Raw genomic sequence first — 23,085 nt, 5'->3', positions numbered from 1 at the left:
ATGCTCTGTTCGAAGCCCCAGTGGCCGAGGCGCTTTTGCAGCGCATCCAAGCCAATCTCACGATCGTTAGCGTCGCTATCGACCTGCCGAATCAGTATGGCGTGAGGTGACGACGAAAGATCGATGAATTCGCTCTCGTTTGCGCCAGTAAGTGACGCGAACATCATGACACACACGCCTAGTAATTTATGCATACCCAATCCAACGCAATAGTGACCACAGTGTAATGCACTCAGGACGAAATCACCAAAGGACCATCCGAGCGATTAGACGCCGGATGGCCACTGGTTTGACTGTCGTCAAACACTCAGCTTCAATAGGAGAGCGTTAAGTCTTTGAACGTAAGCTGCGGGATCTTCTAGCTGACCACCCTCTGCCAGTTGGGCCTGATCGAATAGAACTAACGCGAGATCGCTGAACTTATCTTCATCCGACTCAGCATCGAGCATTTTTAGCAGGGGGTGCTCCGGATTAATCTCCAGCACGGGCTTGGTTTTTGGGACCGCTTGACCAGCAGCCTCCATGATTCGTCGCATTTGAGCGCCCATGTCAAAGTCGCCTACAACCAAACAGGTCGGTGATTCGGTTAACCTTACCGATGGGCGGACCGACTCTACCTGCTCAGACAAGACCGCTTTCATGCGCTCCACCAAACTTTCAGACGATTGCTCCAGAGCCTCCTGGGCCTGTTTCGCTTCCTCACTTTGCTGAGCTAAGTCACCTTTAGCCACGTCTTGGAGCTTTTTACCCTCATATTCGCCTAACTGCATCATCGCCCAGTCATCGATGCGGTCGCTCAAGATTAAGACCTCTATACCCTCTTTACGGAAGTACTCGAGGTGAGGAGAGCGTTTTGCTGTGTTGTGATTTTCCGCGAAGACGTAATAAATGTTCTCTTGCTCGGGCTTCATGCGACCAAGGTAGTCATCAAAGGATTGATCCTGCACATCAGAATCACTGTGAGTGCTGCTAAAACGCAACAACTTAGCGATTTTATCTTTGTTCGCAAAATCCTCACCGAGCCCTTCTTTTATGACCGGCCCAAACGTCGACCAAAACGGTTGGTAGTCATCGCCTTTTGCCAACTTAGACAACATGTCCAGCACTCGTTTCGTTAGTGCTGAACGCATGCTTTCCACTGCACCGTCTTTTTGCAAAATCTCGCGCGATACATTTAAGGGTAAATCGTTAGAGTCCACCACGCCCTTAATAAAACGCAGATACAAAGGCAAAAACTGCTCGGCTTCGTCCATGATAAACGTACGCTGCACATAGAGTTTCAATCCTCTCGCCATATCACGATTCCACAGATCGAAAGGCGCGTTCTTAGGCACGTACAGTAAGCTTGTGTATTCCAGTTTGCCCTCGACTTTGTTGTGGCTCCAAGTCAAGGCATCGTCAAAATCATGTGAAATATGTTTGTAGAACGATTGATATTCATCATCCGCGATGTCTGCCTTGGGGCGAGTCCAAAGCGCTGTCGCTTCGTTAATCGCCTCCCAGGTGGGCGTCTCGGTGTCACTCTGATCGTCAGCAGTCTGCGCCGCCGGCATCATCACGGGAACAGAGATATGGTCAGAGTACTTTTTGATGACGCTACGCACTCGCCAATCGTCAGCAAAGTCAGCGCAATCGTCTTTTAAATAAAGCGTGATCGAAGTACCACGAGATTCTTTTTCTTTGGTTTCAATGGTGAAATCCGCTTCACCATGAGAGGTCCACAAGGCGCCCTCTGTCGCTGCGCTTCCGGCGCGACGCGTATGGACCTCCACCTTGTCTGCCACGATAAAGGCCGAGTAAAAGCCAACGCCGAACTGCCCAATCAGCTGGGCGTCCTTTTTTTGGTCGCCGGTCAGCGACGCCATGAAATTTGCAGTACCCGATTTCGCAATGGTCCCAAGATGCTCGATCGCCTCTTCGCGAGACATTCCGATACCGTTGTCTGCGATAGTTAAGGTCTTGGCGTCTTTATTCACGCTGACGTGAATCGCATAATCGCCAAGCCCTTCCAGCAGGCTTTCCTGGTCCAGTGATTCAAAGCGCAACTTATCAATCGCGTCCGAAGCATTGGAAATCAGTTCGCGCAGAAAAATCTCTTTGTTCGAATACAAAGAGTGAATCATCAACTGCAACAGTTGTTTGGCTTCGGTCTGAAAACCCAAGGTTTCTTTCGTGGTTTCGGACATGGTGTGACTTCCTTATTCAGCTTTTGTAGGTGCTGTAGATATGGGGCCAATCCCAGAAACTTCAAGCAAAAAAAAAGCCGACACAAGGTCGGCTTCTGGATTATGCGTGGCTTACCAGCCGGTGCGCTCTTTCAGGGCGACACCAATATCTGCGAGCGAGCGGACAGTAGTCACACCTGCATCTTCAAGCGCGGCAAATTTTTCATCAGCAGTTCCTTTACCGCCACTGATGATTGCTCCAGCGTGACCCATACGCTTACCTTTAGGTGCAGTAACACCCGCGATATATGACACGACGGGCTTGGTCACGTTGGCTTTGATATAGGCAGCAGCTTCTTCCTCCGCCGTACCGCCAATCTCGCCGATCATGACGATCGCTTCCGTTGCTGGATCTTTTTCGAACATCTCGAGGATGTCGATAAAGTTAGACCCAGGGATAGGATCCCCTCCGATACCAACGCACGTCGATTGGCCAAAACCTGCATCCGTGGTTTGCTTAACGGCTTCATAAGTTAATGTGCCGGAACGACTCACGATACCCACTTTGCCGGGCAAATGAATATGACCGGGCATGATGCCGATTTTACACTCCCCGGGTGTAATTACACCGGGGCAGTTAGGCCCAATTAAACGAACGCCTAACTCGTCGCATTTGACCTTGGCATCCAGCATGTCTAAGGTCGGGATCCCTTCGGTGATGCACACGATGAGCTTGATTCCCGCAAAGGCAGCTTCAAGGATAGAGTCCTTGCAAAAAGCTGCAGGCACGTAAATTACGGAAGCTTCAGCACCAGTAGCTTCGACAGCATCAGCCACTGTGTTAAATACAGGTAGGCCAAGATGCTCTTGTCCGCCTTTACCTGGCGTCACGCCACCAACCATTTTGGTGCCGTAAGCGATAGCTTGCTCTGAGTGGAATGTACCTTGCGAGCCCGTGAAGCCCTGACAAATCACTTTGGTTTCACTGTTAATTAAAATACTCATTAGGCAACCCCTTTCGCTGCAGCAACCACTTGTTCTGCGGCGTCGGTCAAGCTCGTAGCCGCAATAATATTCAAACCAGACTCCGCCAAAACCTGCTGCCCCAGTTCCGCATTGTTGCCCTCTAAGCGAACAACCACAGGTACTTTAACGCCAATTTCCTCGACAGCACCAATGACACCCTCAGCGATAAGGTCGCAACGCACAATGCCACCAAAGATATTAATCAGCACGGCCTTAACATTTTCGTCTGACAGAATGATTTTGAACGCCTCGGATACGCGTTCTTTGGTCGCACCGCCACCTACGTCAAGGAAGTTAGCAGGAGCGCCACCGTGTAGCTTAACGATATCCATGGTGCCCATCGCCAAACCCGCGCCATTGACCATGCAGCCGATATCGCCATCGAGAGCCACATAATTCAGTTCCCACTTTGCCGCGTGGGCTTCGCGCTCGTCTTCCTGGCTGGGGTCATGCATTTCTGCTAAGGCTTTCTGACGATACATCGCATTGCTGTCGACCCCAAGCTTTGCGTCCAAACAGTGGAGGTTGCCTTGCTCAGTAATAACCAGCGGGTTGATTTCGATAAGCGCCAAATCTTTCTCTTGGAACATTGTCGCCAAGCCCATAAAGATTTTCACAAATTGCTTGATTTGGTCACCTTGCAAACCGAGCTTAAAGGCGAGCTCTCGCCCTTGAAATGGCTGCGGGCCAACCAGTGGATCGATAATCGCTCGCAGGATTTTCTCTGGCGTTTCCTCGGCGACCTTCTCAATCTCTACGCCACCTTCGGTTGAAGCCATGAAGACGATGCGGCGCGAACTACGATCTACCACGGCGCCCAAGTAAAGCTCTTCAGCGATGTCAGTGCATGATTCAACCAGAATTTTTGACACTGGCTGACCATTCTCATCCGTCTGGTAGGTGACCAAACGCTGCCCCAACCATTGCTTCGCGAACGCTGCGATTTCATCTGTCGTCTTGACTAATTTAACGCCACCGGCTTTACCGCGACCGCCAGCATGTACTTGCGCTTTGACCACCCACATGTCGCCACCAATTTTCTCAGCAGCGGCAACGGCTTCCTCGGGTGTGTCAACCGCATAGCCAGTTGACACGGGCAAACCATACTGTGCAAACAGCTGTTTACCTTGGTATTCGTGAAGATTCATAGTTTCACTATCCTTACTCGTCTATAGTTTGGCGAAGCGCACTTCGCCTCGTTTCTGCGATGTTATTATCCGTTATTCCGTGCCAAAAAAGACATGTTACCGTCTTTTGCGATTAGCGATGTGTATCGCGTGACCATCGACAGCCAGCGCCGCTTCGTGGACAGCCTCGGAAACCGTTGGGTGCGCAAACACAGTAAGCGCTAAGTCTTCAGCGCTAGAACCAAACTCCATCGCAATGACGACTTGCTGAACTAGATCTGCCGCGCTTGGTCCCACAATGTGACAACCCAGCACGCGATCGGTATCGGCACACGCGATCATCTTGACTAAGCCTTCGGAATCATTGGACGCCAGGGCTCTGCCACAGGCAGCAAACGGGAAAGTACCGACTTTATAGTTGGCACCCTCGGCCTTGAGCTCTTGCTCCGTTTTGCCAACAGCAGCGATTTCGGGGTGCGTGTAGATGACGCTTGGAATGCAATCGTAGTTCATTTGAACAGGCTTGCCGGCAATCCGTTCAACGACCATAACGCCCTCTTCGGAACCTTTATGAGCCAGCATTGGGCCTCTGACAACGTCGCCTACGGCGTACACGTTCGGCGCCTCAGTAGCGCAATGTTCGTCAACATAAATATAACCGCGCTCATCAAGCGTGACGCCACTGTCCGACGCGAGCAACTCGTCTGAGACCGGGCGCCGGCCGACAGCAACAATCAACTTATCGAATACTTCCGTATGCGTCGCGTCACCTGTTTGAAATGTGACTTCGACCTTGTTCTTTTTGACTTCGGTTCCTGTAACACGGGCCCCTAAACGAATGTCTAACCCTTGCTTCTTAAAGATTTTCGCTGATTCCTTGGCAATCGCCTGGTCCATCATCGGCAAAAAGGTGTCCATCGCTTCAAGCACAACCACCTCGGCGCCTAGACGACCCCAAACGCTTCCGAGTTCAAGACCAATAACGCCAGCACCAATAACGCCCAGACGTTTCGGCACTTGGTCAAACTCGAGTGCGCCTGTCGAATCAACAATAAGCTTACCGTCGGTGGGTGCAGGCGGAATCTCAATTGGCTTTGACCCGGCCGCAATGATGACATGTTCGGAGTCAAGGACTGATACCTCACCATCAGGTGCGGTGACCTCAACTTTGTGCCCCGCCAAAACTTTACCACTACCCGCAATACTGGTGACGCCGTTGTGCTTAAACAGACCGGCGATACCAGAGGTCAACTGATTTACGATGCCATCTTTTCTTGCCAACATGGCTGCTACGTCGACTTTGGGTTTCGAAACCTGAATCCCGTGTTGTGATAGCTCTGACTGTGCCATCGAGAACTTGTGAGAGCTGTCCAGCAGCGCTTTCGACGGGATACAACCAACGTTCAAGCAGGTACCCCCTAACTTAACAACCCCAGACTCGTCGACCCAGCGCTCTACACAAGCCGTAGAGAAACCAAGCTGAGCGGCTTTAATCGCAGCAACGTACCCGGCGGGTCCACTTCCTATGACCACAATATCAAACTTTTTCGACATATCAATCCCTTTAAAATCGGTAAGTTACGCAAGCTTTCTAAAGCTGTAAGAGAATTCTTGCGGGATCTTCAATAAGATCTTTGACAGCAACCAAAAACTGTACAGCAGTCTTGCCGTCGATTAATCGATGGTCATACGACAACGCCAAGTACATCATAGGCAAAATCACGACCTGACCATTAACGGCCATTGGGCGCTCTTGTATTTTGTGCATACCTAGGATGCCTGTCTGAGGCGGGTTCAAGATCGGCGTCGACATTAGCGAACCAAATACCCCACCATTGGTTACCGTGAAAGTGCCGCCTGTCATATCATCGATGGTGAGCTTGTTGCCGCGCGCTTTCAGACCTAATTCTTTAATTTTTGCCTCGACGTCAGCGATACTCATAAAGTCTGCATCGCGAAGTACCGGCACCACTAAACCGTTATCGGTTGATACCGCCACACCGATGTCTTGGTAGCCGTGGTACACAACGTCATTACCATCGATGGACGCATTGACTTCAGGAAATCTCTTCAGAGCCTCACAAGCTGCCTTGACAAAAAAGCCCATAAAGCCGAGCCGAGTGCCGTTGTGTGTTTTCTCGAACTGATCCTTATATTTGCGTCTAAGCTCCATCAGAGGTGCCATATTCACCTCGTTAAAGGTCGTGAGCATTGCTGTTTGCTGAGTCGCATCCAACAAGCGCTCGGCGATTTTAGCTCGCATACGGGTCATGGGCACCCGGCGTTCTACGCGCTCTCCGCTCGGTCCACTTGGAGCTGCCGTCGCTTCGGTTGTCGGTGCTGCCACACTCGGTGCCACCACTCGCTCTGCTTGGCTAGACGATGACTGCACGTGTGCAACCACATCTTCTTTGGTAATCCGTCCGCCCTTACCACTGCCTTTTATATCAGATGCCTTAAGACCGTGCTCTTCCATCAGAGTTCGGGCCGCTGGTCCGGCGCCAACGGCTGTAGCCGTCGCCTCAGCTGGGAGCTCCGGGCTAGCTGATTCATCTGAAGAGCTCGACGCCGCGACTGCACCCGCCTCGATCGTGGCCAACAGCTGTTCGCTCTCGATAATCGTCCCCTCGGCAGCATGAATTTTTGAAATCACCCCATCTGTTGGAGCGACAACTTCCATAACAACCTTGTCGGTTTCGATTTCCACAATTAGCTCGTCGCGAGCAACAGCCTCACCTTCTTGCTTATGCCAAGTAGCTACCTCACCGTCAGCAACAGACTCGGGGAACGCGGGGGCTTTTATTTCGATAGTCATTAACAGTTCCTTTTAGGCTATCTTATCTTTCATTGAGTGGGTTCAAGCGCTTGATTGATCAGCGCCTCTTGTTGTTTTAGGTGCAGAGCCATGTAGCCCGCGGCGGGCGCAGCCGAAGCCTCTCGTCCAACGTACCGAACGCCTAAACCGCTACCCAGCTGATCGAGTGCACGCCGCATATGATGTTGTGATGCGTACCAGCAGCCCTGGTTCATCGGTTCTTCCTGACACCAAACGACGTCGCTCAGATTGGGGTATTCCTTCAAGACAGAGAGCAACTCTTGCTCCGGGAAGGGGTACATCTGTTCGATGCGAACCAAGGCAATGTCTTCGATTCCGCGCGCGCGTCGCTCTGCAAGCAGCTCGTAGTACACCTTGCCGGCACACAAAACTACTCGTTTTACAGCCTTTGGACTCACATTGTCGATTTCAGGGATAACGAGTTGGAATTGGCCATTTGCCAGCTCTTCTAAGGTTGAAACAGCCTCTTTGTGACGCAGCAAACTCTTTGGCGACATCACAATCAGTGGTTTACGCAAGGGTCTGATCGCTTGGCGTCGGATCATATGAAAGACTTGTGCCGGTGTGGTTGGGATGCAGACTTGAATGTTCTTCTCTGCACACAACTGCATGAACCGCTCTAAGCGCGCAGAGCTGTGCTCTGGCCCCTGTCCCTCGTAGCCATGGGGTAATAGCATGGTCAATCCACACAAACGCGACCATTTATGCTCGCCTGATGTGATAAACTGATCAATGACCACCTGGGCGCCATTCGCAAAATCACCGAACTGGGCTTCCCAGATAACCAAACCTGTTGGTGCGGTTGTCGCGTATCCATATTCAAAAGCCAGCACCGCTTCTTCTGACAGTAGCGAATCGTGAATTGTAAAAGGTGCTTGATCTTGTCCAAGACGCTGCAAAGGCACATACAATGAGGCATCTTTCTGGTTGTGCAGAACCGCGTGTCGGTGCGAGAAGGTGCCCCGACCGACGTCCTGACCGGTTAAACGTACAGGGTAACCCGCCTTTAATAGGGTCGCGTAAGCAAGAGTTTCGGCCGCTCCCCAGTTAAGGGGTAACGCGCCCGCTGCCATCTTGCGTCGATCCTCTAAAATCTTTCCAACCTGTCGTTGCAGCGGCAAACCCTCGGGGGTCTGGTTAATCTCCAGCGCCAAGCTCTGTAATGTCTGAAGATCGATACGCGTATCGCTGGGTAAATCCCAAGGATGATTCAGGTAGGGCGTCCAATCGACAAACAAAGAAGTGTTGGGCTCCGAAACCAAAGAAGACACCAAGGGCTCGCCACGCTCAAGTGAATCGCGATAAGCCGAGACTAGGTCACCATCTTGCTCCTGGGTCAACACACCCTCGGCAATCAGCTTCTTAGCATAGAGATCTCGTGTCGACTCTTGGTTCTTAATCTGCGCATACATCACGGGCTGAGTGACCGATGGCTCGTCCGCTTCGTTGTGCCCGCGACGACGGTAACAAACCAGGTCGATAACCACATCTTTGCCGAACTCATTGCGGTAATCTACCGCCATCTGAGTGACGAATAAAACAGCTTCAGGGTCGTCGCCATTGACATGAAAAATAGGTGCTTGCACCATCTTTGCGACGTCGGTGCAGTACTCAGTGGAGCGTGCATCTTCGCGCAAACTGGTCGTAAAGCCGACCTGGTTGTTTAACACAATATGGATCGTGCCGCCGGTTTTATATGCCCTCGTCTGAGACATCTGGAAGGTTTCCATGACAACACCCTGACCAGCGAACGCTGCATCACCATGTATCACAATGGGTACTACCATGCTTCCCGTTTGATCGTTGCGGCGATCTTGCCGAGCCCGAACAGACCCCTCAACAACCGGCGAGACAATTTCTAGGTGGGAGGGGTTAAATGCCAAAGCCAAGTGTAGCTCGCCGCCTGGCGTCATGATGTTAGACGAAAAGCCCTGATGGTATTTGACGTCGCCAGAGCTTTGGTAAGAGACGCGCCCCTCAAATTCAGCGAACAGTTCGGAGGGTTTTTTACCCAGAATGTTGATCAGTACATTGAGACGGCCACGGTGCGCCATGCCAATGACGATCTCCTTGGCGCGATAAGCACCGCAACGTTGTATCATCTCTGTCAGCGCCGGAATCAAAGACTCACCGCCTTCCAAGCCAAAGCGTTTGGTGCCCGGGTATTTAGACCCCAGCGATTTTTCTAATCCTTCCGCCTTGGTCAACTCACTGAGCAACTGGCGCCGCACTGCAGCGCTGTAGTCAGGCCGTGAACGCACAGACTCCATGCGTTGCATAACCCAGTGACGCTCATCGGTATCGACGATGTGCATAAACTCCGCACCTATCGTACCGCAGTAAGTGCTCTCCAAGCTCTGCAAGATTTCGCCGAGCGTTGCGCTATCCGAGCCAATATATAGACTGCCCGTCTGGAAAACGGTGTCTAAGTCGGCCGTGGAGAGCTGGTGAAACTGTAACGCCAAATCAGGCACATTTTCGCGCTTAGCCAACCCAAGAGGGTCAAGCTTTGCGTGCTGATGGCCCCGTTGCCGGTATGCCGAGATCAATTGCACGACTCTGACTTGCTTTCGCTCGAACTCAGTGGCTTGTGCGTCGTGTGCAACCGTTGCCTCCGTGCGCACACGCATCTTGGAAATTTTGGCGAACTGGTCGCGAACCGCAGAGTGTGGCGTATCGAGCACAGAAATGTGCTTAGTTTGAACTTGAGGCAACTGCTCGAAGTATAAACGCCACTGCTCGGATACGTTTTCGGGATTCAGTAAAAAAGACTCGTATAAATCTTCAACATAGGCGGCATTACCGCCCGCTATGTGGGAGCTTAGCCAGAATTGCTCCATCGAGTGATCGCGCATTTTAACCCGCCAAAGGAGTGGTGGAATGAATAACTGTGAATGCGCGAGAGTTTAGCAGAAATACTGTAGATAAGGGAGGTATAAACCGAGAAAATATTATGACAAAGCCGCAATGACGCGGCTTTGTCAGAGCTTTGAGAACTAGATTTCTCGGGACAGCAACATATTGCGGATATGACCAATGGCACGCGTGGGGTTTAAGCCTTTAGGGCAAACGTTAACGCAGTTCTGAATGCCGTGGCAGCGGAACACACTGAACGGGTCATCGAGATTCGCGAGACGTTCCTCGGTGGCCGTGTCACGCGAATCCGCCAAGAATCGATAAGACTGGAGCAAGCCCGCAGGACCGATGAACTTATCAGGATTCCACCAAAATGATGGGCAGCTCGTAGAGCAGCAGGCGCACAAAATACACTCGTACAGTCCGTCTAGCTTGGCACGATCCTCAGGTGACTGCAGGCGCTCAATGGCTGGTGCTGGCGTATTATTCATCAAATAGGGCTGCACTTTCTCGTACTGAGCATAAAACATACTCATGTCGACGATAAGGTCTCGAATGACCGGCAGGCCAGGTAGCGGACGCAGCACAAGCTTGTTCTTCTTGACCGTCTCAGAGAGAGGCGTGATGCAAGCCAGACCATTTTTGCCATTAATATTTAGACCGTCGGAGCCGCACACACCCTCGCGACAAGACCGTCTGTAGGTCACTGACGTGTCTTGTTGCGCTTTGATCAACTCCAAAACATCCAGGACCATCAAGTCTTTACCACCGGTATCCACTTGAAATTCTTGCATAAACGGAGCGCTGTCCGTCTCTGGATTGTAGCGATAGATACTAACTTCTAACATTGATGTGGCCCTCTAGTAAGTTCGGATCTTAGGTTCAAAGGTAGGCACCGTCTTGGGCTTGAAGTTCACGCCGCGCTTGCCAACAGATTTGGATTCTGGGAAGTACATCGAGTGGCACAACCAGTTCGCGTCATCTCGATCTTGAAAATCTTCGCGAGCGTGGGCGCCCCGGCTCTCTCTTCGCTCTTCTGCCGAAATAGCTGTCGCCTCGGCAACCTCGAATAGGTTCTGGAGTTCAAGGGCTTCAATGCGAGCGGTGTTGAACGCATTTGACTTGTCGTCAAGACGCACGTTCTCAACGCGAGGGCGCAACTCTTGGAGCTTTTTAACGCCCTCTTGCATGTAATCGCCACGACGAAATACGCCGAAATAATTCTGCATGATACCCTGCATTTCTTTGCGCAGGTCCGCGGTTTTTTCGCCGCCAGTTGACGCATTCAGGCGGTTCAAACGCGACATCCCCTGCTCAAAATCCGTCTCAGAGGCGTCACGCATCTCGATACCATCGCGCAGCGCAGACTCAATAAAGAGACCAGAGGCGCGTCCAAAAACAACCAAATCAAGCAAGGAGTTACCCCCCAAGCGATTGGCTCCGTGCACCGACACACAAGCAACCTCACCGCAAGCGTACAACCCGGGAATGATTTGATCATTACCTTGTGCATCAACGGTAATCGCTTGGCCGTGAACGTTGGTTGGAATACCACCCATCATGTAGTGGCAAGTCGGCACCACAGGAATCGGTACTTTCACTGGGTCTGCGTGAGCAAAAGTTCTTGATAATTCACAGATTCCGGGCAAACGACTCTCGAGCACTTCCTCACCCAGGTGATCAAGCTTGAGGAATACATGATCCCCTTCTGGGCCGCAGCCGCGACCTTCAAGAATCTCGAGCACCATAGAACGCGCAACCACGTCGCGTCCCGCCAAATCTTTTGCGTTGGGTGCGTAACGCTCCATGAAGCGCTCACCATCCTTATTGATTAAGTAACCACCCTCGCCACGGCAACCCTCGGTTACCAGCGTACCAGCGCCGTAAATGCCCGTTGGGTGAAACTGCCACATTTCCATGTCTTGCACAGGCACATTCGCGCGCAGCGCCATGCCGACACCATCTCCGGTGTTGATGTGCGCGTTCGTTGTAGACGCATAAATACGCCCTGCTCCACCGGTCGCAAACACAGTCGCCTTTGATTTAACGAACACGGTCTCGCCTGTTTCCATGCAAATCGCAATTACACCGACTACCGCGCCGTCTTGGTTTTTTACAAGATCTACCGCGAACCACTCATTAAAGAACACAGTGTTGTTCTTCATGTTACCCTGGTAAAGAGTGTGTAAGAGCGCGTGACCAGTGCGGTCTGCCGCGGCACACGTGCGTGCCGCTTGCCCACCTTCACCGAAATTTTTTGACTGCCCGCCGAAGGGGCGTTGATAAATACGCCCTTCTTCCGTGCGCGAGAACGGCAGACCCATGTGCTCCAACTCAAATATCGCCTCTGGACCCACGCTACACATATATTCAATGGCGTCTTGGTCGCCGATGTAATCTGAGCCCTTGACCGTATCGTACATGTGCCAACGCCAATCATCGTTCGGGTCTGCGCTCGCAATTGCGCAGGTAATTCCACCCTGCGCTGACACAGTGTGCGATCGAGTTGGGAATACTTTGGAGATTACCGCGGTTTTGTAGCCTGACTGAGCCAACTGCAAAGCCGCACGCATGCCCGCGCCGCCACCGCCTACAATCACACCATCAAAAGAAATCGTACGTAAAGCCATGTCTGTTTAACCCCACAAGATCTGGAAGCCCCAGACCAAATAAATGAATAACGCAGCACCAATTGCCAACTGTAGTAGAAAACGCAGCACATTTCCCTTGGGACCCATGAGTCGCTCAGTGACGTAGTCTGAGAGAACGCCCCACATGCCAATCCAAGCGTGAAACACAAGCGACAGTAGCGCGGCTACGCTGAAGATACGCATCCACGTGGTTGCAAACAAGGCCTGCCACTGCGCATAGTCAGTACCGGCTACTAAGACGTAAGCCAGCCACGCAAAATATGCCAGCAAAACCACTGAGGTAATGCGCTGAACCAAAAAATCCGACAGGCCGTTTCGGCCAAAATTTGTTACTGACTTTACCATACCCAAAACCCCGCTAAAGCGATCATCACCGCTGACACTAAAAAGGTAATTCGCGAACCCAAAACACCGCCTTCATAGGTCTCGCCGTAACCCATATCCATGATCAAGTGCTTTACACCAGCAACCGAGTGGTAGATTAAGCCAGAAAGCACCGCCCAAACGACCAGCTTTGCGACAAGCGAATCGAGCGCGGAAACAACCGACGCAAAACCCTCCGCTGAGCTCAGGCTGAGATCGAGCGCGTAAATCATGATACCGATCGCGATAAACAAGAACACACCAGAGATTCGGTGCAAAATTGACGCGTATGCGGTGATTGGCAGTTTAATTGTGGCAATATCGAGATTGACCGGACGAGTATCTTTCACTAACGAATCCCCCTGGATGCCTTTGCAGGCACTGAGCTATGTCCGCGATTCGAGCAGGAAGTGACGGGCGTCACTGACTCAAAGGCGGACCCCAAAAAAAGCGCGTGAATTATAGGTATATACGCAATCAATTACAAATCATACCACCTCAGCGTGACGTGAAATGCGATTGAACTTTAGTCGATATTGCTGATCTCGAATTGACAAATCTGGGGCAGTCTCTATAGTTAGTCCTCCACAGTTTTGCACTTAGGACCTTCGCTATGAGTGAGAAGAAAGCCTCTTTATCTATTGATGGGGCCACAGACAGTATTGAACTACCAATTTACACTGGCACTATAGGCCCCGATGTCATAGACGTGGGCCAGTTAACGGGCAAAGGCTATTTTACTTATGACCCCGGTTTTGTATCGACGGCAGCTTGCGAGTCGGCGATCACGTACATCGATGGCGGCAAAGGAGTGCTGTTGCACCGCGGCTACCCAATCGAGCAACTGGCAGAGCAGTCAGATTACCTAGAAACATGCTACCTGCTCCTCAACGGCGAGCTTCCCACTCAACAAGAGCGCGAAGAGTTCGTAAACACCGTCAAAAACCACACCATGGTCCACGATCAGGTCTCCACATTTTTCAAGGGCTTCCGACGCGACGCGCATCCTATGGCCATCATGTGTGGAGTCGTTGGTGCACTGTCGGCGTTCTACCACGACTCGCTTGAAATCAGCAACGAACATCATCGTCGAATCGCGGCGTTTCGCCTGATAGCGAAGATGCCAACGCTTGCGGCAATGAGCTACAAATACTCAATCGGAATGCCCTTCATGTATCCAGACAACAGCATGAGCTACTCCGAAAACTTTTTGCACATGATGTTTGGCAACCCTTGCGAACCTAGCAATATAAGTCCAGTACTTGCGAAGGCCATGGATAAGATTTTCTTATTGCACGCGGATCACGAGCAAAATGCCTCTACGTCTACGGTACGGCTAGCGGGCTCCTCGGGCGCAAACCCATTCGCTTGTATTGCCGCTGGCATTGCCGCATTGTGGGGCCCGAGCCACGGCGGTGCAAACGAGGCGGTGCTGGATATGCTCAACGAGATTGGTGACGTTTCACGCATTGATGAGTTTGTGGCACGCGCCAAGGATAAAGACGACCCATTCCGGCTCATGGGCTTCGGTCATCGGGTGTACAAGAACTTCGATCCCCGTGCGAAAGTTATGAAGCAAACTGCCGACGAAGTTTTAAAAGAGCTCGGCGTCAATGACCCCTTGCTAGCGATCGCCAAACGCTTGGAAGAAATCGCCTTAGAAGACGAATACTTCATCGACAAAAAGCTGTATCCGAACGTAGATTTCTATTCGGGTATCATTCTCAAGGCTATGGGGATTCCGACGAGCATGTTCACTGTGATTTTTGCGGTAGGTCGCACCGTGGGATGGATCGCACACTGGAACGAGATGATCAGCGGTAGCTACCGCATCGGTCGTCCGCGCCAGCTGTACACAGGCTACGCCCAACGCGATTATCCGGATATGGCAAGTCGCTAAGCAAGACACGATGTAAAACAACAATAAGGATCTTGTATGCAGCAGGTCGCAATCACTGGGACGGGGTTATACACCCCGTCGCAAGCTATTTCCAACGAAGAACTTGTCGCCGCATTCAACCAATACGTCGACCTGTATAACGAAGAAAATGCAAACGCGATCGCCGAGGGTATGCTTGCCCCCCTCGCACACTCGTCCCCCGAATTCATTGCCAAAGCATCAGGAATACGCTCACGTTATGTCATTGACAAATCGGGAATATTAGATCCGACACGCTTAGTTCCGCACATACCGGAGCGGTCCAATGATGAACCTTCGTTGCAGTGTGAGATGGCGGTAATCGCCGCCAGGCAAGCCATGTCCGCAGCCAACTGCGGACCGGGAGACATCGACGCTGTCATTGTTGCCTGTTCTAATTTGCAGCGCCCCTACCCTGCAATCGCGATAGAGGTGCAAGCGGCACTGAATATAGAAGGCTTCGCGTTTGACATGAACGTGGCGTGTTCGAGCGCGACCTTTGGCATCGCCCAAGCCAGCGGAGTCATTCGCGATGGTTTGGCAAAGCGTGTTTTGATGGTTAATCCAGAAATTTGCAGCGGCCATCTGAACTTCACGGATCGAGATTCCCATTTTATATTTGGTGATGTATGTACGGCGGTTATCGTTGAGGACGCCTCGCTGAGCACCGGTGGATTTTTGGTGCGGGACATCAAACTGAAAACGATGTTCTCCAACAACATTCGCAATAATTTTGGTTTCTTGAATCGCGCCGATGAAAACGGTATCGGACAGCCCGACAAACTGTTTATTCAGGAAGGGAGAAAAGTCTTCAAAGAAGTGTGCCCAGCGGTAGCCGCTCTTATATCGGAGCAGCTCGACTTGCTCGGTACGCCCGCCAGCGAGCTTCGGCGTATGTGGCTCCATCAAGCCAATCTCAACATGAACGATCTGATTGCACGCAAAGTCTTGGGGCGCCAACCTACGGTTGACGAGGCACCAGTCATACTTGATGAGTACGCAAACACGAGCTCTGCCGGGTCAGTAATCGCCTTCCACAAACACCAGTCCAATTTGCAGAGCGGCGATCTGGGGATATTGTGCTCCTTCGGCGCTGGCTACAGTATCGGCAGCGTCGTACTACAGAAGCGCTAGCGTCTGCAGCAACTTGCGCACCTCTTCGGGGGTGCCCACCGTAATTCGTAGCCAATCGGTTAACCTTGGCTTGGCAAAGTGTCGAACCAAAATATTCTGTTCTCGCAATAATGCCTGCCACTCTTGGCCAGACTTTCGACTGTTTTTAGCGAATACAAAATTCGCAGATGACGGTAGGACGTCGAAACCCAGTTCCGTAAGCCCTTGTGTAAGTTGTTGTCGCGCATCGATGACGGCGCTAACCGTTTCTCGAAAATACACGTCGTCTTGCACCGAAGCCAGCGCCCCTGCCTGCGCAATAGCATCTAGAGGATAGGAGTTAAAAGAGTCTTTGATTCTGACCAAGCCCTCGATAAGTTCCGCGCTCCCCAAAGCATAGCCCACGCGCAAACCTGCCAGCCCTCGAGACTTTGACATCGTTCGGACGATCAGTAGATTGTTAAACGCGTGCAATAAGTCGATGGCTGTTTCTGCTCCGTAGTCTACATAGGCTTCGTCTACAACCACTACAGAATCAGGAAAACGACGCAAGAGTGCCTCAATTTGCGCGAGCGAGGTCGCGATACCGGTTGGCGCATTTGGGTTTGGAAAGATGATCCCCCCGAGGTCTGATGGCATCGTGTCGAGGGGTATCTGGTAGGCGTCATCCACCGCTAACACGTGGGTTTCGATCTCGAACAATTGCGCCCACACCGGATAAAAGCTGTAAGAAATATCAGGGAAACATAACGCTCCCCTACCGCAAAAAAACGCCTTAAACGCAAAACCAAGAACTTCATCAGAACCATTTCCGACGAATACTTGATCTCGATTGACCCCGTGGTAGGCCGCAAGCGCTTGTCGAAGCGCATTTGACTCTGGATCGGGATAGCGCCGAAGCTGATCCCCGCTGACGTTTTTCATGGCTTGCAACGCCATGGGCGAGGGAGGATATGGGCTTTCGTTGGTATTGAGCTTTAACATGCCCTCACGGTTCGACTGTTCGCCCGGCACATAGGGGTGTAAAGCATCCACACCCTCACTCCAAAAACGACTCATTGTGTTTCCTATCTTCCTATCACTAAGACAATGCGGGCATTTCACCCGCGCCCAAATGGCGCACATCTTGGCCTTTTACCATGTAGATGACTTGCTCACCAACGTTACTTGCATGGTCGCCGATGCGCTCAAGAGCCTTCAAGGCCCAAAGCTCATTGACAATGGTGCTAATCGAGTGAGGCGCTTCCTGCATATGCTTAATTAACGCCTGCATTGCCTCGGCATAGAGAGAGTCCAGCGAGGCATCTTCTCGCACAATTTGCACTGCAAGCGCCACATCAGACCTTGCGAGCGCATCCAGAGATTGTCGCAAGGTTTTGATGACTGGTCGCGCAAGCTGCCGCAACTGCACGAATTGGCTGCCGGAATCACTACTCTCGACGATTACTTTAGCCTGGCGTGCTATTTTAGCAGCTTCATCGCCTACCCGCTCTAAATCAAGGTTGATTTTCAGTACCGCTAGGACCAACCGCAGGTCACTCGCGGCAGGCTGTCGTCGTGCCAAAATCCTCGCGCACTCTTGATCAATCTGGCGTTCAAGCTCGTTCACTAACTTATCGTTAGCAATGACTTCCAACGCTTTCGCACTGTTTTTTTCCAGCAATGCCGCCATCGCGAGTGTGAGTTGAGCTTCCACCAACCCGCCCATGGCGAGTATATCACTTTTAAGCGTTTCTAACTCGCTGTTGAACTGTCCGGAAATATGTTGCTTCTGATGATCATATCCTAGCATGGAGTGCTCCAATTAACCGAATCGGCCGGTTATATAGTCTTCTGTACGAACCTCTCGAGGGTTCGTAAACAATGTCGTGGTATTGTCGTACTCGACAATTGTGCCGTCGTGCATGAATGCAGCCCAGTCCGACACTCTGGCCGCCTGCTGCATGTTGTGCGTCACAACGACAATGGTGAAATTTTGCTTTAGACGGTAAATCAACTCTTCGATACGCAGCGTTGAAATTGGATCGAGTGAGGAAGCGGGCTCGTCAAGCAATAGTACTTCTGGCTCAACGGCGATAGCGCGAGCTATCACCAAACGTTGCTGCTGTCCGCCCGACAGCACCGCTGCCTGCACGTCCAACCTATCCCGCACTTCATCCCATAAGGCCGCGGCAATCAGCGCTTGCTCGACTTTCTCTTGCAGAACGCGTGGCGATTTCTCACCCAACAAGCGCAGGCCATAGGCCACGTTCTCGAAGATCGACATCGGAAAAGGATTCGGCTTTTGAAACACCATTCCGATACGCTGACGTAGGACGGTGGGATCTATCCGAGCCCCAAAAATAGACTCACCCTCAAACAAAATATCCCCCGTAATTCGCACTTTAGGGGTCAATTCAACTAAACGATTCAGACAGCGTAGTAAACTGGATTTGCCACTACCAGACGCCCCAATAATGGCTGTCACTGCGTTTCGTTCCAGAGAGAGCTGCACATTATTCAGAACGGCTCGCCCGGGTCCGTAACTTAGCGCTAAATCTTTGATCTCTATGATCGGTTGACTCATGACATTCCTTACATTAACGCAGTAAATTCTGATAACGACGGTTTAATCGATTTCTCAAAGCAACCGCCAGCGCATTGAGTGCAACCACTATCGCGAATAACACAACAGCCGTCGCATAGACCCTCGCCTGCACCAAGCTACTATCAAGACTTTGGAATCCCAGGTCGTATATCTGGTGCCCCAAGTGCATGAATTTTTGATCCAAAGCCAAGAATGGAAACTCGGACTTGAGCGGCAACGTCGGCGCATACTCGACTACACCGACTAGCATCAATGGCGCAACCTCGCCCGCTGCTCGGGCAATAGCGAGAATTAAGCCCGTCATCATTGCTGGTGCGGTCAACGGCAGCACCAACCTGATAAGGGTTTCTGCACGTGTGGCACCCAAAGCAAAGCTTGCTTCCACGATCGACCTAGGAATGCGCGAGATCCCCTCCTCGGTCGCGACAATCACCACAGGTAAAGTCAGTAGAGCTAAAGTCAGTGAGGCCCACAGCAATCCAGGCTCACCAAAGGTTGGAGCCGGCAAGGATTCGTTATAAAAGAGACGATCTAACTCGCCGCCTACCCCGTAAACGAACAAACCCAGACCGAACACGCCGTAGATAACACTGGGGATGGCCGCCAAGTTGTGAACCCCTGTACGAATCAATCGGGTTAAATAGCCGTCACCCGCGTATTCATGTAAATACACCGCGGCCAAGACCCCCAAAGGCATGACAAAAACCGTCATGAGAAATACCATAACCACCGTACCGACAACAGCGGGATAAACGCCACCTGCCTCTGAGTTCGGCTCAAGTCCTTGCGTCAGGAACCGTAGTACATTTTTCGAAGCGATGGACCACTGCTCAATGCTAGAAAGCTGGTTAGGCAAGTACCAGTAGTCCAAATCACTCAAAGCATAGCGATAAGATTCGCCATGGCGAGTCGCAAGTTCCAGCGTATCAACATCGAGTGACTTATAATGGCCCAGAATCCTGCCTTCTATCTTGTGTTGCAACAGGATTGCCGATTCGGGCTTACTTCTAACAACATCTCGGCCCTTTCGATCTAACCGTATCAGCCGGCCCTCAGCCGGCTCTAGCGCGCCTTGATCGACAAGTAGCGCGGAGTCGTCGCGGTAAATCGGTAGCCCCAGCACAGCAGTGTCGGTCGCCGTATAGGTCCATTGATAGATGGGCATCGGCCACCATTGGGGCTTGGCTTGCTGCAATAGCAAAGCGAGCATAACGCCCAAACCCGACAGTGCCAGAACTAAAGCTCCCGCGCAGAAGAACATCACGGCATCATCAAAACGCCATAGAGACCTTTGCCTGGCAAGCGGACTTGTCATAATTGCGCAACTCGTTCGCGCAGCCTGACTCGAACCCACTCGGCAACTGAATTCAGCACGAAGGTGAACAGGAAAAGCAACAAGGCGATAAACATAAGCACGTGAAAATGTACTGAGTCGGGCACAACCTCGGGCATTTCAAGGGCTAAGGTGGCCGACAAGGTCCGCAAGCCCGTGAAGAGACTGGGATCCATGGTGGCGGTATTTCCCGTCGCCATAAGTACAATCATCGTTTCACCAACCGCCCTTGCAAAACCCATCATCACTGCTGAAATGATACCGGGCGCCGCTGTCGGTAATACAACCGATTTTGCCGCCTGCCACTCACTAGCACCCATCGCGAGCGCGCCCTCACGTAAGTAGGGTGGCACCGCCGCCAAGGCATCTTCTGCAATCGAGTAGATCGTTGGAATGACGGCAAAACCCATGACTAGGCCGACCACAATGGCGTTACGTTGCTCGTATTCAATGCCCCAGTTATGGGCTAAATACGACACCAAACTGTGTGACGTGCCGCTCGCTGTAAATTCCGAAAGAGCGCTGGCAATTAGGAGTGCAAAGGCAATAGCAGCCGCACTGAACAGCAATTCAAAGCCCGACAAACGTGCCTCAGTCCGGTTACCTGGCAGCAATCTCCAGATTCTTGAGGCTAGATACAAGCACAACGGAACCGCTATAACAAAAGAAACTATCAAGCCTAAATTTTGTTCCAGCCAAGGCGCAAGCCAAAGCCCTGCAACCAGACCAAGTATCACGGTTGGAATCGCCGCTAATAGCTCGACCAGAGGCTTGATACGAGCACGCAGATCGGCTGTCAAAAAGTAAGAAGTAAAAATTGCCGCAGCTATCGCCAGAGGTGCAGCAAACAAGAGACTGTAAAATGCGGCTTTCACAGTACCGAGTATAAGAGGTGTGATAGAAAACTTCGATTCCGCAGTAGGCGTCAAAGGCATGCTCTGCCAAATGTATTGGGGACTTTCGTAACCCTCGTACATCCGACGTTCAAACAGACTTAAAATACGTAAGCTCCGCTCGCGCGTATCGACCTTCAGACTCATAAGCTCGTTGCCCGTTGCGCGAACTATGACACCGTCAGGAGTCATATACCAAGCGGGTTGAGCCGCATGTGACAGCGGTGGTTCCCGTAGCGAGAAATATTGCTGGCTCTGAAAGTCCGTATCAAGCCACTCAAGGTTTCCGCTACTGCTTGCGACAATTAATCCTCCAAAAGGTGGCGCGAACACCTCAGCTATATCGGTATCTGTCAGCGGATATTGATCTAAGAGACTCAGCGCAGGGCCTTGTTCATCAAAAGAGATGCCGTAGATATGGACTAATGTGTTGCTATCGATTAGCGCAATTCCATAAGATGAGCGAAGTACCCTGACAAATGTGAGCTCAGACACATCCGAAAATCGTCCCGCAATCATGCTTGAATCGCTCTTATAAATCCAATACCGCCCGTCTTCAGCGACCGATAAAAGCATTGCGCCTTGGCCAATAAAATGAACGCTGGAAATCTCATGAGCTGTGTCGAGGCTTAATTGTTGTTGCAGGATGACCTGCGTCGACGTTGATACTGGGCCACGCTCAGATCGAGCGACGAGCCACTCAACTCGATCTTCGTAGTGCAGCAAAATATGGAACACATCCTCGTTCTGGGCTTGGACTCGCATAGCCTCTGGCAGCTCCGCCAGTTGCTGGGAGACGATGGGTTGCTGAACTTTTTGCGCTGAAGATTTGCCTAAAAACCAGTCGTAATCACTGTAAAGCCTGAGCACTCTATCGCTCGTTACCGTCACAAGCACGGATGCGCTTTGCTCGTCTACCGCAAGTCTGACGACATTGCCAAGGTTATCTTCATACTTTTGCTCGCCAGGGTTGCCGAGCGTGAAAACCTTGAAGTCGCCGGACGCAGTGTCTTGCGATAGATACTCGGTCTCACCCAGCGCAGCAACAACAGGGCTGTGCGTATCAAGGTTATAAGTGATTATCTCTGAGCGAGTATCAGCCCAAAATAGCGGCCAAGACGCCCAAATCAAGAATAGGAAAATAGAGGCGATTGCCAGCAATACTAAGGTTGCTCCAGTGGTCACAGCCACCGTAACAATACGATCGATCCATCGACGAGAGGGAGCCAGTGCGGATCTAGCGTCGGTATAGCGAGATTTCATAAGCCCAACTCTATTCGAATCTTCGTGCGCACGTCCTCGGGGAGCGGGATAAACCCCGAGCGTTTAATAACCTCCTGTCCTCGACCCGACAGAACGAGGTCAACAAAGTCTCGCTCAGCGCCTCTCAAGGGCGACGCTGCAGCTTGATTAACGTACAAGTAGAGAGGTCTTGCCAAGGGGTAATCGCCCTTTAAACTGGCCTCCGGCTCTGGCATATAGGCTTTAGAATTCTCATCTGCGCTGATTGCAAGGATTTTGACTAGGGGCGATTGATACCCCACACCACTGTATCCTATGCCGCGAACCGAGCTGCCGACGGACTGAACCACTGAACTCGATCCTGGCTGCTCACCAACGCCTGTATCGAAATCGCCACCACACAAGGCGACTTGTCGGAAATAGCTGTAAGTACCCGAAGCGGAATTGCGTCCAAAGGTCGTGATTTTTTGTTTATCGAATGACTCAGCACTCAGCTCCGACCAGTAGTTGATAGCCTGATCAGCGCCACACCGACGGGTCGCCGAGAAGACCGCATCGACTTGCTCAAGACTGAGTTGCGCCAAGGGGTTCTGCCAGTGGACGAACACCGCTACAGCGTCCACTCCAATAACAACCTCGGTTACGTCGTAGCCGTATTCTTGCCGAAACCTCAGCTTCTCCGCAGGCGACATGCGCCGACTCATAGGTCCGAGACTTGCGGTGCCTTCTTGTAATGCGGGCGGCGCCGTACTTGAACCATTGGCCTGCACCTGCATCACAACATCGGGGTATTGCTGATTAAAAACCCTCGCCAGGCGAGTCATGACACCACCCAAGGTATCAGAGCCTACACTTGAAAGTTTGACCGCTGGACTGGCCGCATGAACAGCCTCGACGCACAAAGCTAAGACCAGTAATGCAATGAACTTGCTAGCGAAAGTATTGCGATAAGCGAACATGGCACGTGTCATAAAA

Annotated in this window: 19 protein-coding genes; 2 read left to right on the top strand and 17 right to left on the bottom strand. The window is 51.6% G+C overall.

Annotated elements, in window-relative coordinates:
- The 11 genes from ACTF5Z_RS04210 to sdhC all read right to left on the bottom strand — a co-directional run.
- On the bottom strand, window positions 1-194 hold a 194-nt coding region (locus tag ACTF5Z_RS04210; protein WP_438984616.1), incomplete at its 3' end, for a hypothetical protein.
- Between the two features lie 105 nt (window positions 195-299).
- Window positions 300-2,186, bottom strand: coding sequence for a molecular chaperone HtpG (gene htpG / locus ACTF5Z_RS04205; RefSeq protein WP_438984615.1), 1,887 nt, complete (start codon window positions 2,184-2,186; stop codon window positions 300-302).
- Window positions 2,187-2,297: 111 nt separating this feature from the next.
- Entirely contained in the window at window positions 2,298-3,170 is an 873-nt protein-coding gene (gene sucD / locus ACTF5Z_RS04200) for a succinate--CoA ligase subunit alpha (protein WP_009577373.1), read from the bottom strand.
- Window positions 3,170-4,339, bottom strand: coding sequence for an ADP-forming succinate--CoA ligase subunit beta (gene sucC, locus ACTF5Z_RS04195; RefSeq protein WP_423848766.1), 1,170 nt, complete (start codon window positions 4,337-4,339; stop codon window positions 3,170-3,172). The genes sucD and sucC overlap by 1 nt, the downstream gene beginning before the upstream one ends.
- A 96-nt stretch (window positions 4,340-4,435) precedes the next feature.
- Complete coding sequence (gene lpdA / locus ACTF5Z_RS04190) at window positions 4,436-5,872, bottom strand: dihydrolipoyl dehydrogenase (protein WP_423848765.1); 1,437 nt, start codon at window positions 5,870-5,872, stop codon at window positions 4,436-4,438.
- A 37-nt stretch (window positions 5,873-5,909) separates the two neighbouring features.
- Window positions 5,910-7,133, bottom strand: coding sequence for a 2-oxoglutarate dehydrogenase complex dihydrolipoyllysine-residue succinyltransferase (gene odhB, locus ACTF5Z_RS04185; protein ID WP_438984614.1), 1,224 nt, complete (start codon window positions 7,131-7,133; stop codon window positions 5,910-5,912).
- A gap of 29 nt (window positions 7,134-7,162) precedes the next feature.
- Window positions 7,163-10,009, bottom strand: coding sequence for a 2-oxoglutarate dehydrogenase E1 component (locus ACTF5Z_RS04180; protein WP_438984613.1), 2,847 nt, complete (start codon window positions 10,007-10,009; stop codon window positions 7,163-7,165).
- A 141-nt stretch (window positions 10,010-10,150) separates the two neighbouring features.
- Window positions 10,151-10,858 (bottom strand): succinate dehydrogenase iron-sulfur subunit, encoded by a 708-nt coding sequence (locus tag ACTF5Z_RS04175; RefSeq protein WP_423848762.1) that lies wholly within the window; start codon window positions 10,856-10,858, stop codon window positions 10,151-10,153.
- 12 nt (window positions 10,859-10,870) lie between these two features.
- Window positions 10,871-12,640, bottom strand: a complete 1,770-nt coding sequence (sdhA, locus tag ACTF5Z_RS04170) for a succinate dehydrogenase flavoprotein subunit (RefSeq protein ID WP_438984612.1) — start codon at window positions 12,638-12,640, stop codon at window positions 10,871-10,873.
- A gap of 6 nt (window positions 12,641-12,646) precedes the next feature.
- On the bottom strand, window positions 12,647-13,006 hold the full coding sequence (sdhD, locus tag ACTF5Z_RS04165) for a succinate dehydrogenase, hydrophobic membrane anchor protein (RefSeq protein WP_423848760.1): 360 nt from the start codon (window positions 13,004-13,006) through the stop codon (window positions 12,647-12,649).
- The gene (gene sdhC, locus ACTF5Z_RS04160) at window positions 13,000-13,374 is read right to left on the bottom strand and encodes a succinate dehydrogenase, cytochrome b556 subunit (RefSeq protein WP_438984611.1); all 375 of its coding nucleotides are present in this window, start codon (window positions 13,372-13,374) and stop codon (window positions 13,000-13,002) included. Before sdhC ends, sdhD begins: the two co-directional genes overlap by 7 nt.
- Window positions 13,375-13,637: 263 nt before the next feature.
- On the opposite strand from sdhC, the gene gltA reads away from it, so the two are divergent.
- Together gltA and ACTF5Z_RS04150 are read left to right on the top strand one after the other, a co-directional pair.
- Window positions 13,638-14,924 carry a citrate synthase gene (gene gltA, locus ACTF5Z_RS04155; RefSeq protein WP_438984610.1) on the top strand — a complete coding sequence of 429 codons (1,287 nt, stop codon included), beginning with the start codon at window positions 13,638-13,640 and terminating at the stop codon, window positions 14,922-14,924.
- Between the two features lie 36 nt (window positions 14,925-14,960).
- Window positions 14,961-16,076 (top strand): beta-ketoacyl-ACP synthase III, encoded by a 1,116-nt coding sequence (locus ACTF5Z_RS04150; RefSeq protein WP_438984609.1) that lies wholly within the window; start codon window positions 14,961-14,963, stop codon window positions 16,074-16,076.
- On the opposite strand, the gene hisC is transcribed toward ACTF5Z_RS04150, so the two are convergent.
- The 6 genes from hisC to ACTF5Z_RS04120 are packed head-to-tail and all read right to left on the bottom strand — an operon-like array spanning window position 16,062 to window position 23,069.
- The gene (gene hisC / locus ACTF5Z_RS04145) at window positions 16,062-17,114 is read right to left on the bottom strand and encodes a histidinol-phosphate transaminase (RefSeq protein ID WP_438984608.1); all 1,053 of its coding nucleotides are present in this window, start codon (window positions 17,112-17,114) and stop codon (window positions 16,062-16,064) included. The genes ACTF5Z_RS04150 and hisC overlap by 15 nt on opposite strands.
- Window positions 17,115-17,136: 22 nt before the next feature.
- Window positions 17,137-17,847 carry a phosphate signaling complex protein PhoU gene (gene phoU, locus ACTF5Z_RS04140; RefSeq protein WP_009576840.1) on the bottom strand — a complete coding sequence of 237 codons (711 nt, stop codon included), beginning with the start codon at window positions 17,845-17,847 and terminating at the stop codon, window positions 17,137-17,139.
- Between the two features lie 12 nt (window positions 17,848-17,859).
- Window positions 17,860-18,621 (bottom strand): phosphate ABC transporter ATP-binding protein PstB, encoded by a 762-nt coding sequence (gene pstB / locus ACTF5Z_RS04135; protein WP_009576841.1) that lies wholly within the window; start codon window positions 18,619-18,621, stop codon window positions 17,860-17,862.
- 13 nt (window positions 18,622-18,634) lie between these two features.
- Window positions 18,635-19,957 (bottom strand): phosphate ABC transporter permease PstA, encoded by a 1,323-nt coding sequence (pstA, locus tag ACTF5Z_RS04130; protein WP_438984607.1) that lies wholly within the window; start codon window positions 19,955-19,957, stop codon window positions 18,635-18,637.
- A complete protein-coding gene (locus ACTF5Z_RS04125) occupies window positions 19,954-22,131 on the bottom strand; it encodes an ABC transporter permease subunit (protein ID WP_438984606.1) in 2,178 nt (725 codons plus the stop codon). Before ACTF5Z_RS04125 ends, pstA begins: the two co-directional genes overlap by 4 nt.
- Entirely contained in the window at window positions 22,128-23,069 is a 942-nt protein-coding gene (locus ACTF5Z_RS04120) for a PstS family phosphate ABC transporter substrate-binding protein (RefSeq protein WP_438984605.1), read from the bottom strand. Before ACTF5Z_RS04120 ends, ACTF5Z_RS04125 begins: the two co-directional genes overlap by 4 nt.
- Between the last annotated feature and the right edge of the window lie 16 nt (window positions 23,070-23,085).

Source organism: Aequoribacter sp. (assembly GCF_965659035.1).
In the GTDB taxonomy this organism is placed as follows: domain Bacteria; phylum Pseudomonadota; class Gammaproteobacteria; order Pseudomonadales; family Halieaceae; genus Aequoribacter.
Note: the sequence above shows the minus strand (reverse complement) of the source record. Positions and strands in the feature narration are given on the sequence as shown.

Excerpts from the sequence above, each read along its gene's own strand:
- htpG (WP_438984615.1), bottom strand. The coding sequence starts at position 2,186 with ATGTCCGAAACCACGAAAGAAACCTTGGGTTTTCAGACCGAAGCCAAA.
- sucD (WP_009577373.1), bottom strand. The coding sequence starts at position 3,170 with ATGAGTATTTTAATTAACAGTGAAACCAAAGTGATTTGTCAGGGCTTC.
- sucC (WP_423848766.1), bottom strand. The coding sequence starts at position 4,339 with ATGAATCTTCACGAATACCAAGGTAAACAGCTGTTTGCACAGTATGGT.
- lpdA (WP_423848765.1), bottom strand. The coding sequence starts at position 5,872 with ATGTCGAAAAAGTTTGATATTGTGGTCATAGGAAGTGGACCCGCCGGG.
- odhB (WP_438984614.1), bottom strand. The coding sequence starts at position 7,133 with ATGACTATCGAAATAAAAGCCCCCGCGTTCCCCGAGTCTGTTGCTGAC.
- ACTF5Z_RS04180 (WP_438984613.1), bottom strand. The coding sequence starts at position 10,009 with ATGCGCGATCACTCGATGGAGCAATTCTGGCTAAGCTCCCACATAGCG.
- ACTF5Z_RS04175 (WP_423848762.1), bottom strand. The coding sequence starts at position 10,858 with ATGTTAGAAGTTAGTATCTATCGCTACAATCCAGAGACGGACAGCGCT.
- sdhA (WP_438984612.1), bottom strand. The coding sequence starts at position 12,640 with ATGGCTTTACGTACGATTTCTTTTGATGGTGTGATTGTAGGCGGTGGC.
- sdhD (WP_423848760.1), bottom strand. The coding sequence starts at position 13,006 with ATGGTAAAGTCAGTAACAAATTTTGGCCGAAACGGCCTGTCGGATTTT.
- gltA (WP_438984610.1), top strand. The coding sequence starts at position 13,638 with ATGAGTGAGAAGAAAGCCTCTTTATCTATTGATGGGGCCACAGACAGT.
- ACTF5Z_RS04150 (WP_438984609.1), top strand. The coding sequence starts at position 14,961 with ATGCAGCAGGTCGCAATCACTGGGACGGGGTTATACACCCCGTCGCAA.
- hisC (WP_438984608.1), bottom strand. The coding sequence starts at position 17,114 with ATGAGTCGTTTTTGGAGTGAGGGTGTGGATGCTTTACACCCCTATGTG.
- phoU (WP_009576840.1), bottom strand. The coding sequence starts at position 17,847 with ATGCTAGGATATGATCATCAGAAGCAACATATTTCCGGACAGTTCAAC.
- pstB (WP_009576841.1), bottom strand. The coding sequence starts at position 18,621 with ATGAGTCAACCGATCATAGAGATCAAAGATTTAGCGCTAAGTTACGGA.
- pstA (WP_438984607.1), bottom strand. The coding sequence starts at position 19,957 with ATGACAAGTCCGCTTGCCAGGCAAAGGTCTCTATGGCGTTTTGATGAT.
- ACTF5Z_RS04125 (WP_438984606.1), bottom strand. The coding sequence starts at position 22,131 with ATGAAATCTCGCTATACCGACGCTAGATCCGCACTGGCTCCCTCTCGT.
- ACTF5Z_RS04120 (WP_438984605.1), bottom strand. The coding sequence starts at position 23,069 with ATGTTCGCTTATCGCAATACTTTCGCTAGCAAGTTCATTGCATTACTG.